Source organism: Metabacillus kandeliae, from assembly GCF_021166585.1.
GTDB lineage: Bacteria > Bacillota > Bacilli > Bacillales > Bacillaceae > Metabacillus_B > Metabacillus_B kandeliae.
Window position 1 is genome coordinate 77,834 of sequence record NZ_JAJOZE010000002.1, and the last position, 14,776, is coordinate 92,609.

Here is a 14,776-nt window from a genome sequence, read left to right on the forward strand (position 1 = left end):
AAAAAGAGCCATTCTCCTTCAAAGAATGGCTCTTTTTGCATCAGCTCAAAAGCACTGGCTCCTTAAGCTTTTTCATCAGTTCTTCAGCAGGCTCAGGCTTTCCGTATAAGTACCCTTGCCCTGTCAGGCAGGAATGCTCTCTCAAAAAGACAGCCTGCTCCTCTGATTCGATTCCTTCGGCAATAACGTCAAAGTCAAGATTGCTTCCCATGTCGATAATTGTTTTGACCATGGCTCCCCTGCTGGTGCTTGTTATATCATCAACAAAGGATTTATCAATTTTAATGCGGTCAATCGGCAAGTATTTCAGGCAGCTGAGTGAAGAATATCCTGTGCCAAAGTCATCGATCGCAATTTTGACTCCTGTTTCTTTCAGCTTCTTTAAAATTTTTGAAGATCGGTCAATGTCCTGCATGATGCTTTCTGTAATTTCAAGCTCAAGGTTTGAAGGCTGAAGCCCTGTTAGCTCCAGAATATCCATCACAGATTCTGCGAAATCATCCTCAAGAAACTGCCGTGCTGAAATATTGACTGCAACCGGCACGTCTTTTCCGGTGTTTTTCTTCCATATAACAGCCTCCGTGCAGGCCCTTTCCAAAATCCATTTTCCAAGCGGAACAATAAGGCCTGTCTCTTCCGCGAGCGGGATAAACTCAAGCGGCTGGATAAAGCCATCTGGTCCATGCCAGCGGATCAAGGCCTCCGCACCTGTGAGGCTCCCTGTTTCAAGATCAACCTGCGGCTGGTAGTAAAGCACAAGCTCTTCATCTTCCATGGCTTTTCTTAATCCATTTTCAAGCTCCATTTTTCGCAGTGACTGCCCCTGAAGCTTTGCGGAGTAAAACTGATAATTGTTTTTACCCTTTTCTTTCGCCTGGTACATTGCTGTATCTGCCTGCTTTGTGAGCATTTCCTCATCAAACCCGTCATACGGATAAGTGCTGATGCCGATGCTTGCTGTGATAAAAAACGGCTGGCTGTTTACTTCAATAGGCGAAGACAGTTCCTCTATGATTCTCTGGGCAGTCTGTGCTGCCTGCTCCCTTTCGGCATTTTCAAGAAGAATGATAAATTCGTCGCCGCTGTGCCTGGACACCATGCCTTCTGCACCAGCTGCTTTCACAAGCTTTTCTGCAACAATTTTCAGGATCGAATCGCCTGCTGTATGGCCCTTCGTGTCATTGATCATTTTGAAGCGGTCCAGATCGAGAAACAGCACAGCGAGCTTTTGCTCACTTCTGCTTTTCAGTGCTTCCCCGACGCGCTTTCGGAACATGTTCCGGTTTGGAAGCCCTGTTAATGCATCAAAGTAAGCCATATGGTGAATCATGCGTTCTGTTTCTTTTCTTTCCGAAATGTCTCTTCCTACTATCTGGCGCGCCTCTCTGCCTTCATAGTGAATCGGCATGGAGGCCATTTCGGCCGTAATAGCTGTCCCGTCCGATCGGACAGCTTCATATTCGAATTGGCTTTTGCCCTCTGTTTCTTTCATTTTTAAAAGAAGGGCCTCAGGAAGAAGGGCTGCGGCAGGTTTGCCGATTAAATCTCCGCCAAACAAACGCCGCCCCGCTTCGTTAATATAATCAATCCTGTCCCTGCTGCACACCGCAATAAAATCAGGAGACATCTCCACAAGACTTCTGTACCGCTCTTCACTTTCTTTCCGGTCCGTAATATCAAACAGCACGCTGTTAAAATCAATCAGATCACCCTTAGGATCGAGCGTCGGAACCCCTCTGTCCATAATCCAGCGGATTTCTCCGTCAGGCCTGACGATCCGATACTGGCTCGTGAAGGGCTCCCCTTTTTGGAGATGGGCCGCCCTCTCTTCAAGCAGCGGAAGATCCTCGGAATAAATTACATCCTTCCACAGCGCTTTATTTCTGTAGAACGCTTTCAAAGGATAGCCGTATAATTTTTCAATCCCCGGATTCATCCAAAGAGTGTCGTTTACTAAGTCATGTGACCAAATCGCCACATCCAAGGCATCAAATACATGTTTCAGCCTCTGCTCGCTCTGCTGCAGTTCATCGGACTTTTTTCTTTTGTTAAAAACGCCAAAGCAAAGGAACACAACCAACAGGCAAAGCAGCAAATCCAGTATCAGATCAGCGGCAAAATTAGCAGAGAACAGGATGGACCCTGTTAGCTCGGCAAGAACGATGATACTCATGATGCTGATAAACTTCTTTTTCTGTGTCAGAACCCCTCTAAAAATACCCAATTTCCCCTGCCCCTTTTTAAGGTCTTTTCTCCCTATTTCATCCATATTTCGACAGTTTTTATTAAACATACCAAATTAAGAGAAGCCTTACAATACAGAATTTTCAATCTAGGCAGTTTTTTTATATGCAGGTAAAATGGATGACCCTTTTAAAAAACGTGCAGCCATCAACGACAGCTGCACGTTTTTCTCTTAATCTTCAAATTGGCATTCTTTCAAAGGAATCAGCTTTGATTTTGTTTTTACTTTATAAACAAGCCATACGATCAGGAAGAGCGGAAGCCCGATATAGGATACGGCAATCCCGTACCAGTCAACGTTTCCGCTTGTAAAAGCCGGATAGTTCTGGCCGAGGATGACGATCGCGCACAATACAAAGGCAAAGATCGGGCCGAACGGGAACCATTTCGCCTTATACGGCAGATCGTTCAAATCCTTCCCTTGGGCAGCGTAAGCTCTTCTAAAACGGTAGTGACTGATCGCAATGCCAAGCCAGGCAATAAATCCGGACATCCCTGATGCATTGAGGAGCCAAGTGTAAATGACGCCATCTCCAAAGAGCGATGCAAAAAAGGCAATCGCCCCGACAGCAGCTGTAACAATCAGTGAGTTAACAGGAACGCCTCTTTTATCAAGCTTGGCAAGAAATTTCGGCGCTTTTCCCTCTCTCGCAAGATCCCAAAGCATACGTGTGGAAGCGTACATCCCGGAATTCCCTGCAGACAAAACAGCTGTTAGAATAATCGCGTTCATTATAGAAGCGGCAAAAGCAATCCCGACTTTATCAAAAACAAGGGTGAACGGACTCACCGTTACATCACCATTTGCCAGGTTTTCATTTGTAAAAGGAATTAATAGACCGATAACAAAAATAGCAAGAATATAAAAGAGCAAGATGCGCCAGAACACGCTCTTGATCGCTTTTGGAATGCTTTTTTTAGGATCTTCTGTTTCACCGGCAGCAACCCCGAGGAGCTCTGTCCCTTGGAAGGAGAACCCAGCCGCCATGAAAACGCCGAGTGTTGTTAAGAAACCGCCGTGAAACGGAGCATCAGCCACCGTAAAGTTTTTAAACCCAACAGCCTCTCCGCCGAGAATACCGAAAATCATCAGTGCCCCAAGGATAAGAAAAACAATAACCGTGACAACTTTAATAATAGAGAACCAATATTCCGCTTCTCCAAAGCCTTTAACAGATAAATAATTCAATAAGAACATGATGATCAGGAAAATTCCGCTCCAGATAAAGGATGGAGTTGAAGGAAACCAAAATTTCATAATCAGGGTAACCGCTGCAAGCTCTGCTGCAATCGTAATCGCCCAGTTATACCAGTAGTTCCATCCGAGCGCGAAGCCGAAGGAAGGATCAACAAATTTCGAAGCATAGGTGCTGAAGGATCCGGCAACAGGCATGTAAGTCGCCATCTCAGCAAGACTGGTCATCAGGAAATACACCATAATACCAATCAGTCCGTAAGCGAGCAGCGCTCCCCCAGGTCCAGCTGTGTAGATGGAATTTCCGCTCGCAAGGAACAAGCCTGTCCCTATTGTGCCCCCAAGGGAAATCATCGTTAAATGGCGGGTTTTCAGGCCGCGCTTCAGTTCATTTGGCGCACCATTTCCTGGCGCCGGAGTTGCTTTTGCAGTGTTTTCCATAAAAAAAACACTCCTTTCTGATGTGTCGGAAGGAGCGCGAAATAAAAAAAGCCGCCATGCATTATGACGACGGATTTATATTGACCGCCTCATGCCTTCCGTTAGTAGCTCACCACGCTTACCGGTTATTCGTAAACGCGACAGTTCTGTTCCTGTTCGGAGACAGCCCCAATTCATAGCTTTTAAGAGACAAGCCAGAATTTCGGCGGTAGTTCCTTTCAAAGCGGAGTCACAGATGTTCTCTGCATCTCGTCCGTTTTACTGATAAGTACCGCGACCTCTACCCCATCGGAATGATGAGGATTTAAATATGCAATTGTATTCGGTAATGGGTTGATTATACTAGTTTAGGAGAGTGGGTGCAATAAGAAATTTTTACAAGGTTCGATGTCTGCATGATAGATTTTGGATCGACTTGGATTTCGGCGCCCAGGTCAGAGCTGATGAGTTGATCTTTTAAATCCTCGATATTTAGGGTAAGATTAAGTTGGGTCGCATCCATTCCTCCTATTACGTTTTCTTGGTCGAAAACATTGTAACAAGAGGATGGTGTGACCCTTATTTGTTTTTACACAAGTATATGGACGTATATGGACTATGGAGCTAAGCGGATGCAGGCCGGGAAGGCGCATAAGAGGCAAAATGCGCGCACAAAACCTTGAAACCCGCGCATAAATCCCTGAAACCCGCGCATAAAGTAGGTTCAGACAGGCTTCTACCTATGTCCTAATTGACCATTCTGGTCTTTAACAGCAAAAACAACTCTATTTAAAAGCAACACCCTTCGAAAACATCTTATTTTCTATCCAGAAGAAATCTTCATCGCAGTTGCCGGATTCTTCCTTTTCCTTACGCAGTCGTCCTCATCGCATGCAAATAAACCTTAATCATAAAATAGCTCACCTCATCAGGAAGCAGTTCCTTAATTGGCTTCAGTCTTTCCGGCCCTGCCTCATTCACCGCTGCTTCAATCTGCGGCAAAATATCGTCAGGAATCACGTCCTGCATAGTGATCTCCCTGCCCTCCTGGATGCACTGCAGCAGGTGATTTTCAATCGTCATCGGGGAAAGCTCCCGTTTTTTGGCGATCTCAGCGATGGTGAGGTTTTCCTGATAAAGAGCGAACGTTTCCAGATGAGAGTTGGCGACTGGCTTCTTCGCAGGCTTTTTCACTTCTTTAGTTCCTGTTGCTGCTTCCCGTTCCGGATGTTCTTTTTTAAAGCTTTGGATAGCAGAGATAAATGGCTGTCCGTATTTGGCCAGCTTATGCTCCCCAACGCCTGATACCTGTAAAAATTCTTCCTCTGTCTCAGGCAGCTTGGCACACATATCTTTCAGGGCGTTGTCCCCAAAAATAACAAACGGCGGCACGCCTTCTTTTCCGGCAATGTCTTTCCGGACTGCGCGCAGCTCCTCAAACAGCGGATCATCCTGAGATACTTCCCGGGTGCGGAGCGCTTCTTTGCGCCGCACTGTACCATTGCCAAGCAGGACGGCTTTTCCTTCTTCTCTCACATAAATTGTCGGATAGGTGCCGTGCTCAACGGCAATCAATTCCTGGGAAATAAGGAACTCAATAAATTCGGTGGCATCTTTTGTTGTTCTTTCTTTCATGATGCCGTAAGTCGGAAGCTGATTAAAGCCAAGATCGAGGATTTTTTTATTTTTAGAGCCTGTCAACACCTGAGCAGCAAGCGACTTCCCGAACTTTTTCTGTCCCATGCGGATAATGCAGGAAAGTGCCATTTGAGCATCTTTTGTCACGTCTTCGCTTTCTCTTTGATCTGTACAGTTGCCGCATCTTCCGCACGGCGGAATGTCTGTGCTGTCAAAGTAGCGGACGATAAATTGCTGCAGGCATTTTTCCGTATGGCAATAATCCACCATTCCCTGAAGCTTTTCAAGCTCCTGGGACATGCGGCTTCTGTCGCTGGATTGATCGATTAAAAACCGCTGCACTTGAACATCCTGCGAGGAATACAGCACGATGCATTCGCTGTCAAGGCCATCCCTGCCGGCACGTCCTGCTTCCTGGTAGTAGCTTTCCATGTTTTTCGGGAGCTGAAAATGGATGACATAACGGATATTGGACTTATCAATCCCCATCCCGAACGCAGAGGTAGCGACCATAACCGCTGTCCGGTCCTGAAGAAAATCCTCCTGCTCGCTCATTCTGTCTCCGTCGCTCATGCCGGCATGATAGCGGCCTGCCTGGATGCCCTCTTTTTTCAGCCGCTCGTACAGCTGGTCGACATTTTTTCTTGTTGCGGCATAAATAATGCCGGCTTCTTTTTCATTCTTTTTAATATAGTCCTTCAAAAAGCGGAGCCTGTCCTGTCCTTTCACAACAGTAAAAGAGAGATTTTCCCTTTCAAATCCGGTCAAAACAGTATTTTCTTCTTGTATTTGCAGAGAGCGGCAAATGTCTTCGCGCACCTTTGGCGTTGCTGTCGCTGTGAGGGCGAGCACGATCGGCTTTTTCGGCAGCGCTTCTGTCATGCGCTGGATCCGCTGATAGCTCGGTCTGAAATCATGGCCCCATTGGGAGATGCAGTGTGCTTCATCAATCGCAACCATTGGAATCTGAAGTTCCTTCAGCTCTTCCATAAATTCATAGGACTCAAGCCGCTCAGGCGCGATATAAAGCAGCTTATACCCTCCCTGTCTCGCTGTTTCCAGCCTGTCAGCCGCTTCCCGGCCGCTGAGCGAGCTGTTAATGTAAGCCGCTGGAATACCCGCCTGCAGGAGGGCATCCACCTGGTCCTTCATAAGTGAGATCAGCGGAGATATCACAATCGTTGTTCCTTCAAAAACAAGCGCGGGAATTTGATAGCAAATCGATTTCCCTCCGCCTGTCGGCATGACACAAAGCGTATCCGTCCCTGCAAGCACAGATGAAATTGCCGCATCCTGCCCTTCCCTGAACGCTGAATAACCATAATGCTTCTGAAGCATTTCAAGAGCTTTTCCGTTCATTCTAATTTCCTCCCGTCCATAACACTCTCCATTCATTATAGAAGGAATCCTCCAATCAGGCAAAACAGGGAAATCCAGTTTTGGAAGGGAAAAAGTAAAATCCCGGCAGCTGCATGCCGGGACCCATTTCTTATTTTTCGCTGATCAGTTTTTCCATTTCATCTAGCGTTTCCTTGAACACTTGCATGGCTTCATCTATCGGCTTGGAAGACGACATATCTACCCCGGCAGCTTTTAAAATGCTCACAGGGTCTGTTGATCCGCCTGCAGACAGGAAATTATTTTTCACCCGCTGTACTGCCTGTGCTCCCTGTCCTTCAATCTGTTTGGAAAGAGCAGCAGATGCCGCAAAGCTTGTCGCATACTGATATACATAAAAATTATGGTTGTAAAAGTGAGGAATGCGCGCCCATTCCAGCGGAATTTCTTTATCTTTCACCATGGCCTTGCCGTAATATTTCTGATTCAGGCTTCCATAAACGTTTTTCAGCGTTTCCGCATTCAGCGATTCACCCTTTTGATCCAGCTCATGAATCTGCTTTTCAAATTCAGCAAACTGGGTTTGCCTGAACAGGGTTGTGCGGAAATCTTCGAGCCGCTGGTTCAGCAGATATAGTTTTTCTGCTTTTGTTTTTGCCTGTTTGTACTCACTGTCCCACATCAGTGCTTCGTTCAACGTCGAAGCCGTTTCTGCTGTAAAGGTCGCATAGCCCGCATTTAGATAAGGCTGGTTACGGTTCGATAAATAAGAGTGAACAGCATGGCCGAGCTCGTGGGCAATCGTTGAAACATCGTCCTTTGTTCCTTGATAGTTAAGCAGCACGTACGGATGAGTGTCATAGGAGCCCCACTGGTAAGCGCCTGATGCTTTATCGTCTGTAGAATACACATCAATCCAGCGCTCGCTGAAGGCTTTTTTCAAAATATCGGTGTACTCTTTGCCCATCGGCGCCAGCCCGTCGAGCACTATTTTTTTCGCTTTTTCATACGGGATGTACGTATGATCTGTTTTCACGATCGGCGTGTACATATCATACATGTGAAGCTCATCAACACCGAGCAGCTTCTTTTTCAGCTCCATGTAGCGGTGCAGAAGCGGCAAGCCTTTATGGACAGAGGCGATGAGCTGATCATATACCTTTACAGGCACATTGTCTGATGTGATGGAAGCTTCTGCGGCTGATTTGTAATGCCTGACCTCTGCATTGATATTATGGCCTTTTACCTGTGCAGCAAGAGACTGAGCAAAGGAATCCTGAAATGTGCTGAGTGTGCGGTAGTACGCTTCATATGCCTGTTTTCGCACATCTCTGTTTTTGCTTTCCATGTAGTGTGTATAATTTGAGCGGGTCAGAAGCACTTCTTTTCCGCGCACATCTTTAATCCTCGGCAGCTTCACATCTTTGGAAAGCATTTCAAAAAAGGACGAGCCTGTGCCGCTTAAAGGCGATAGCTTGGCAAACAGTTCTTCCTCCTGGCTGGAAAGGGTATGCGCCTTCGTTCGGATCGCCTCAAGAATGCTGTATCTGTACGGCGCCATTCCTTTTTCTTTTAAAAACCGCTGGATTTTTGAGTTCTCAATACTCACAAGCTCCGGGTTAAACCAGGACGTATTCGCAGCGATTTCCGCGTTCATTTTTTCTGCTCTGTCGGCGATGATCTGCAATTGACTGCTTGATTGATGGGCGTCAAAAGACAGCTTTGCGTAGATATAAGCTTTTCCTGCTTTAATGGAAAGGGCAGAATAAGCGTCAAGAGCCTTTTTCAGCTCCAGTGCTGATCTCCTCAATTTCCCCTGATAATTTTTCTTCAATTCGGCGGACAAAGCCTCAGCCTTTTTTACATCAGCTTCCCAGGCTTCCTTTGACTTGTACATGTCTTCAAGCTTCCATTTGTACTGCTCTGGAATGGAGGCCCTGTCTGTGTATTTTTCCTGTTCTTTCGCACTGACGGCAGGTGCTTTCAGCGCGTTTAACGGCCCGGCAGCCGCAAATGCGATGGCTGCTGCTGCAAAAACGGCAGCGATTGGTTTTTTCATTTGGCATCCTCCGCCTATGTCAATTTTTTAAAAAGTGTATTGACCATAGGATGCCAATTCCATCCAAAAATATAAGGCTTACTTTCCTGTAAAAAAATAAGAGGTTAATCTTCGCGTTCCTTCCAGCCGCATCGCTGCCTCCCAAAAGCGGAAGCTTGCTTCATAGCCGTGGGCAAAATACTTGTACTCTGAAAAAATACCGTCTGTTTCAGGATCCAGCACTTTAATCTTTAACTGGCGCATCTCCAGTTTCATGCTCCGGACTTCATTTCTCAGCACCTTCAGCCGCACATCAATAAAATCCATATAAGGCTCAGGAATCTTAAAATGCATCTTTTCAAAATATAGCCGATGCCTCTCCAGTTCATCAATCAAGTAAACGCGGTAAATATACTCATAGACAAGATCTTCTTCATACTGAGGTATCGGGGCTTTCATGGCATTTCCCTCTCCTGCTTTTATAGAGACCTGGCATCTGTAATGTATTGAAACTGAATATTCCGGACGAAGCCTGATTTTTCTTCCAGCGTCATTTTAAGATGGATTTGATCGATCTTTTTTACTGTGCCTGAACAGTCCGTGAAAAAGCCATCCTCCCAGACAGTCACAGCAATCGGCACTGAATCGGCATAGCTCTTCAAAATAACCTGCTCCAATTCCTCTATGCGCATCTCATCCATCTCAGGCTTTTCTTCCTTTTCGAGATCATGAAACAGCTCCTTCGCCATCTTCACATGCTCCGGAAGCATCATGCTTACCCATTTAATATTATTGCGGTCTCTAATCAAAACATTCACCTTCAATATACGAATATATGTTCTCTTTTCTAATAATATATTATCCTTTTTTGAAAATGTAAAACCTATTTTGAAATAAATTTACATCTGCCAGCTAAAAAAGAGACAGGATTCCGTTTTGGATTCCTGTCTCTTTCATTGCAGCGGGTTTATATCCCCTTCGCCAAAATGCATCAGCTTTTGCTCGGCCTGCTCTCTTTTCATGCGGCCTTCCCTCTCCATCTGCCCGGTTTCTTCAAGGCTTGACAAGAGGTTAAGCTGGTTCCTCTTTAAGGATTCGATTTCCAAAAGCATTTTATTTTGGCCGGCGAGTGCCTCGCTTGCTTTTCCTGCCTGTGCCTCCGCATTTGCCGCAAGACTCTGCCTCGCAAGGCTGAGGGCAATGGTGACCTGGTTCTTCCACAGCGGAATCAGCGTCATAATGGAGGATTGAATTTTTTCTGCAAGCATGTGGTTCGCCTTTTGAATCATCCTGATTTGCGGGGCGCTTTGCCTGGCAATCTCTCGGCTGACTTTCAAATCAAACAGCCGCTTCTCAAGATGCTCGGCAAATTCTGAATCCTCTTCGCTTCCATTCAGCTCGATCCGGTCCTGCACCTCTCGAAGCTTCAACTCCCCTGCTGCGATATACAGATTTAATGATTCATAATATTGCTGGTTGGCTTCGTAAAGCCGTTCCAGCACATCAATGTCTGCGAGGAGGGCTGACTGGCTCATTTCAAGGCGGATGCCAAGCCGGTCAATCTGCGCTCCGGTCTTTTGAAAACGCGAGAGAATTTCCTGAGAACGCGGAGGTGATTTACGAAAAAGGCGTCCTATAAAGGAAGCCTTTTTCTCCATTAAATCATCTGGATCGATGTCCTGAAGCATTGCCGTGAGATCGCCGATCATTCCGCCCGCATCGCTCACATCCTGCTTTCTGACCTGGTTCAGCATCGTATTCGCAAAAGCGGCCAGCTTTTTTTGCTCTTCTGCACCAAATCGGACCAGCCCTTGATGATCTTTTTCATTCATCATTTCTGCCAGCTTCATGGCCTTCAGCCGAAACGCCTCTGGCATGGTTTCCGAATTATTTAATCCGGTCATCAAACTTCACACTCTCATCAAGAAAAGATTCCTTTAAGGAATGCTTGGCTACCTTCATTTCGAAGTTCAGCCGCTCCACATCCTCCGCAATCATCTGCTGCAGCACTTTCTCTATTGAATAAGAAAGCTCCTTTAAAATGTAGCTTGTTTCCCGCAATGATTCTTCAAGCTCCCATGTTTTGCTTGGGTGTGAGGACAGGAACGCATATTTTTCAGAAAGCTCTACGGCCGAATCAAGATACTTGTAATAAAAAGGCTCAGCTGCGTAAAAACGCTTCGGCTCTTTCAGGCATAGACGGTGGATTTTTCGTGCGGAGTGAATGAGATCAAGGCGCTGCCTGAGCTTTGACACGCTTCGGACAGAAACGAGCGCTCTGTTCATCCGCCAGATTTTTTTGCTCGCCTCTTTTAAATTTTTGCTGATAAAATTGTATTCTTTTCTGCTCAGCTGATTCCTTGTCAAAAACTTCTGCTTTCTCACAGCTGATAAAGTTCCATAGCTTGCCGCACCGCCCGCAAGACCGATGCCGGCATCAATGAGAAACGGCTGATGGAAAAAAATCGTGCTCGTCAGCCATACGGCAAACGATACCGGGATCGCGAGGGACGTTCCTGCAAAAACTGTCATAAACCGGTTCATCTATTCCACACCTCTTTAGTGAAGAGAATTTGAATATGGCTTTCTAACTATTACGGCTCCATTGTCTGTTAAGTTTCGCTACTTATAGAATACCACGATCTTCCTTTTTACTATAGCGGAGCGGGAGGATTTTTTGAATGGCCTTTGAGTGTAGTTGGAGTAAGACTTGAGGCTTAGTTGGAGGGAATGAAAAAGAGCTGTCTGGAGTTTTAAGCATACAACGCGTTATTTTTGTAAAGTTCTCTTTTAAAATTAGCTGTTGATTTCCGCTGCAGGCGTCCGCTTTCCGCGGGCAGTGCGGGAGCCTCCTCATCGCTGCGCTCTTGCGGGGTCTCCCGTCACTTGCACTCCCGCAGGAGTCTCCCGCCTGCTGCTCCAATCAACAGGTGTGGGGACTTAGCTTTTTTCTATAACTTAAGTTTAAATAGGGTGTATATTCATCTTTTATAGCTGCCCAAAAAGCAAAACCGGCTCTAAAATTCGCCAAAAAACATCCTTAGTTTTCACCAACGGACGGTTACAAGGACCCGCACTGAATTTTGAGCCAGATCATTGAACCCAACCGCCTTATTGTGAGCCGCAAAATCCTCTTTTATAAAGTGAGAATTCCTTTTTCAACTCTGGCTCTCCCCCATATTCACCGAACCAGCTCTTATATTCACCAATCTGCAGCACATATTCACGAAACCGGCCTTCATATTCACCAAAACACCCTTTAATTTCACCAACGGCCAATTACAAGGATCCGCACTGAATTTTGAGGCAGATCAGTGAACCTAGCTGCCTACAGAGAGCCGCAAAATTCCTTTTTATAAAGTGAAAACTCCTTTTTCAACTATGGCTCTCCGCGATATTCACCGAACCAGCCCATATATTCACCAATCTCCACCACATATTCACGAAACCGGCCTTCATATTCACCAAAACACCCTTTAATTTCACCAACGGCCGGTTACAAGGAACTGCTCTGAATTTTGAGCCAGATCAGTGAACCCAGCTGCCTACAGAGAGCCGCAAAATCCCCTTTTATAAAGTGAAAATTCCTTTTTCAACTCTGGCTCTCTTCCATATTCACTGAACCTGCCCATATATTCGCCATTCTCAAGCACATATTCACCTAACCGCCTCTCATATTCGCCAAAACACCCTTTAATTTCACCAACGGCCGGTTACAAAGTCCCCTCTCAAACAAAAAGAGCAGAAGGAGCAATCGCTCCTTCTGCCTCTCCTTTATACCAGCTCCCGATCCCAATGACGGTGCGCTGCAACTGCGCTGATGAATGAATCAGCAAAGCCTACTGTATCATTTCCAGTCACGATTCCTGGACTGCCTGCGAACTTTTCAAGGTATTTTCCTCCTTCACCTGTTGCCCCGATTGGCTTAAAGTGGGAGAAGGCTTCCATGATAAAGTAAGCTGCGTCCTGCTGGAACTTCTTGCTTTCATTGCTTCCGCCTGCTACATACAGGGCATCAAACAAGACAGAGTCACAAGTAAGGAACGTGTGCTTTACCTTAAGCTCTGTTCCATCGGCTCCTTTCAGCTGACCAAGCTTGTTGCTGATCACTTCCGGCTGAAGTCCCCGCGCCTTCAACGCCTCCACAACTTCCGCTGCTTCTTTTCCGAAGCCGTCGCCTGCAACAACGCCGACTTTTCTTGTATCTGGCTTTTTCTTCGTATTTTCCATGCTGAGCGCCGGAGAGGATTTGGTAACACCAGTTCCGGTTCCTTCAGGTACTTTCGCTCCGATTGCCTCAGCGACTGGACGTATAAGATCAGGGCTCACGTTGACAAACATGTCCACGACCTGCTGCTGGACTGAAGGGCTTTCCACTTTGCCGAGTTCAAAGCTGAAGGCTTCGATAATGTGTTCTTTTTCAGGCTCGCTCATGCTGTTCCAGAAAAGCGTTGCCTGTGAAAAGTGATCCTTGAAGCTTTCACTTCTTTTGCGGACTTTACGGCCTTCCACCTTTTCCTGGTAGTGGGAGTAGCCGCCTTCTGCCTCACTTGCAGGAGCAGGCGTGTTCCCGGCAAGGGAGTTTTTATGATAGCTGACTTGTCCAACGTTGATTGTATGGCGCCCGTAGCCGTCGCGCTGGTTGTTAAAAAACGGGCAGACCGGACGGTTGATCGGCAGCTCATGAAAATTCGGGCCGCCAAGGCGGATCAGCTGGGTATCTGTGTAGGAAAACAAGCGTCCTTGCAGGAGCGGATCATTTGTGAAATCAATTCCCGGCACGACATGTCCCGGATGAAAAGCCACCTGTTCAGTCTCTGCAAACACATTGTCCACGTTCCGGTTCAAAGTCATTTTTCCGACAATTTTCACAGGAATATCCTCTTCTGGCCAGAGCTTTGTTGGATCCAAAAGGTCAAAGTCAAAATTGAATTCGTCTTTTTCCTCGACTACTTGTATGCCAAGCTCGAATTCAGGAAAGTCGCCATTTTCAATCGCTTCAGAAAGGTCGCGGCGGTGGAAATCCGGATCCTTCCCGGAAATTTTCTGGGCTTCATCCCATACAAGGCCATGTGTGCCAAGCACCGGCTTCCAGTGAAATTTCACAAAATGGGCTTTCCCCTCTTCATTTACAAGGCGGAAGGTATGTACACCAAAGCCTTCCATCATCCGGAAGCTTCTTGGAACAGCTCTGTCAGACATTGCCCACATCACCATATGAGCAGATTCCTGATTGTTGGCGATAAAATCCCAGAATGTATCATGCGCTGAAGCTGCCTGCGGAATTTCGTTATGAGGCTCAGGCTTTAATGCGTGCACTAAGTCCGGAAATTTGATCGCATCCTGGATAAAGAATACCGGAATGTTGTTGCCGACCAAGTCATAGTTTCCTTCCTCTGTATAAAACTTTGTGGCAAAACCGCGCGCATCCCGGACTGTTTCAGCCGAACCGCGTGATCCTGCTACAGTGGAGAAGCGCACAAAAACAGGGGTCTTTACAGACGGATCCTGCAGAAATTTTGCTTTTGTATATTTTTTCATGGATTCGTAAACCTGAAATTCGCCATGAGCGGCATATCCGCGGGCATGCACAATGCGTTCCGGAATCCGTTCATGGTCAAAATGCGTCATTTTTTCTCTGAAATGAAAATCCTCCATTAAGGTAGGACCGCGTTCTCCGGCCTTTAAAGAGAACTCATCCTCTGCCATCTTTAAACCCTGGTTCGTCGTAAGCTTCTGGCCTTCGTCTTTTACCCGATACTGCTCAAGCTGTTCATCTTTTTTGCTGGACATCTTGCATCCTCCCTTAAGGCAAAAAATTCGATCCTAAACAAGCAATCATCCTTTTTCTTTACCCTTAAGGAAAAGAAGCAAACAGCTAATTTGGCAGAATTTATAGAAAA

The 14,776-nt window shown here is 46.3% G+C and carries 9 protein-coding genes and 1 riboswitch; all 9 genes read right to left on the reverse strand.

What is annotated here, in order from left to right:
• Positions 1–40 precede the first annotated feature (40 nt).
• Complete coding sequence (locus LRR81_RS07395) at positions 41–2,224, reverse strand: sensor domain-containing protein (RefSeq protein ID WP_231788711.1); 2,184 nt, start codon at positions 2,222–2,224, stop codon at positions 41–43.
• Between the two features lie 192 nt (positions 2,225–2,416).
• Positions 2,417–3,880 (reverse strand): amino acid permease, encoded by a 1,464-nt coding sequence (locus LRR81_RS07400; RefSeq protein ID WP_231788712.1) that lies wholly within the window; start codon positions 3,878–3,880, stop codon positions 2,417–2,419.
• Between the two features lie 97 nt (positions 3,881–3,977).
• A riboswitch (Lysine riboswitch) is annotated at positions 3,978–4,171 on the reverse strand.
• 558 nt (positions 4,172–4,729) lie between these two features.
• A complete protein-coding gene (gene recQ / locus LRR81_RS07405; RefSeq protein ID WP_231788713.1) occupies positions 4,730–6,856 on the reverse strand; it encodes a DNA helicase RecQ in 2,127 nt (708 codons plus the stop codon).
• 130 nt (positions 6,857–6,986) lie between these two features.
• Positions 6,987–8,894, reverse strand: a complete 1,908-nt coding sequence (pepF, locus tag LRR81_RS07410; protein ID WP_231788714.1) for an oligoendopeptidase F — start codon at positions 8,892–8,894, stop codon at positions 6,987–6,989.
• 78 nt (positions 8,895–8,972) lie between these two features.
• The gene (locus LRR81_RS07415; RefSeq protein WP_231788715.1) at positions 8,973–9,332 is read right to left on the reverse strand and encodes a hypothetical protein; all 360 of its coding nucleotides are present in this window, start codon (positions 9,330–9,332) and stop codon (positions 8,973–8,975) included.
• A 20-nt stretch (positions 9,333–9,352) separates the two neighbouring features.
• The gene (locus LRR81_RS07420; protein WP_231788716.1) at positions 9,353–9,682 is read right to left on the reverse strand and encodes a YolD-like family protein; all 330 of its coding nucleotides are present in this window, start codon (positions 9,680–9,682) and stop codon (positions 9,353–9,355) included.
• 144 nt (positions 9,683–9,826) lie between these two features.
• Positions 9,827–10,777 (reverse strand): toxic anion resistance protein, encoded by a 951-nt coding sequence (locus LRR81_RS07425; RefSeq protein ID WP_231789081.1) that lies wholly within the window; start codon positions 10,775–10,777, stop codon positions 9,827–9,829.
• Complete coding sequence (locus LRR81_RS07430; protein ID WP_231788717.1) at positions 10,761–11,417, reverse strand: 5-bromo-4-chloroindolyl phosphate hydrolysis family protein; 657 nt, start codon at positions 11,415–11,417, stop codon at positions 10,761–10,763. Before LRR81_RS07430 ends, LRR81_RS07425 begins: the two co-directional genes overlap by 17 nt.
• 1,230 nt (positions 11,418–12,647) lie before the next feature.
• Positions 12,648–14,666 (reverse strand): catalase, encoded by a 2,019-nt coding sequence (locus LRR81_RS07435; protein ID WP_231788718.1) that lies wholly within the window; start codon positions 14,664–14,666, stop codon positions 12,648–12,650.
• Positions 14,667–14,776 lie beyond the last annotated feature (110 nt).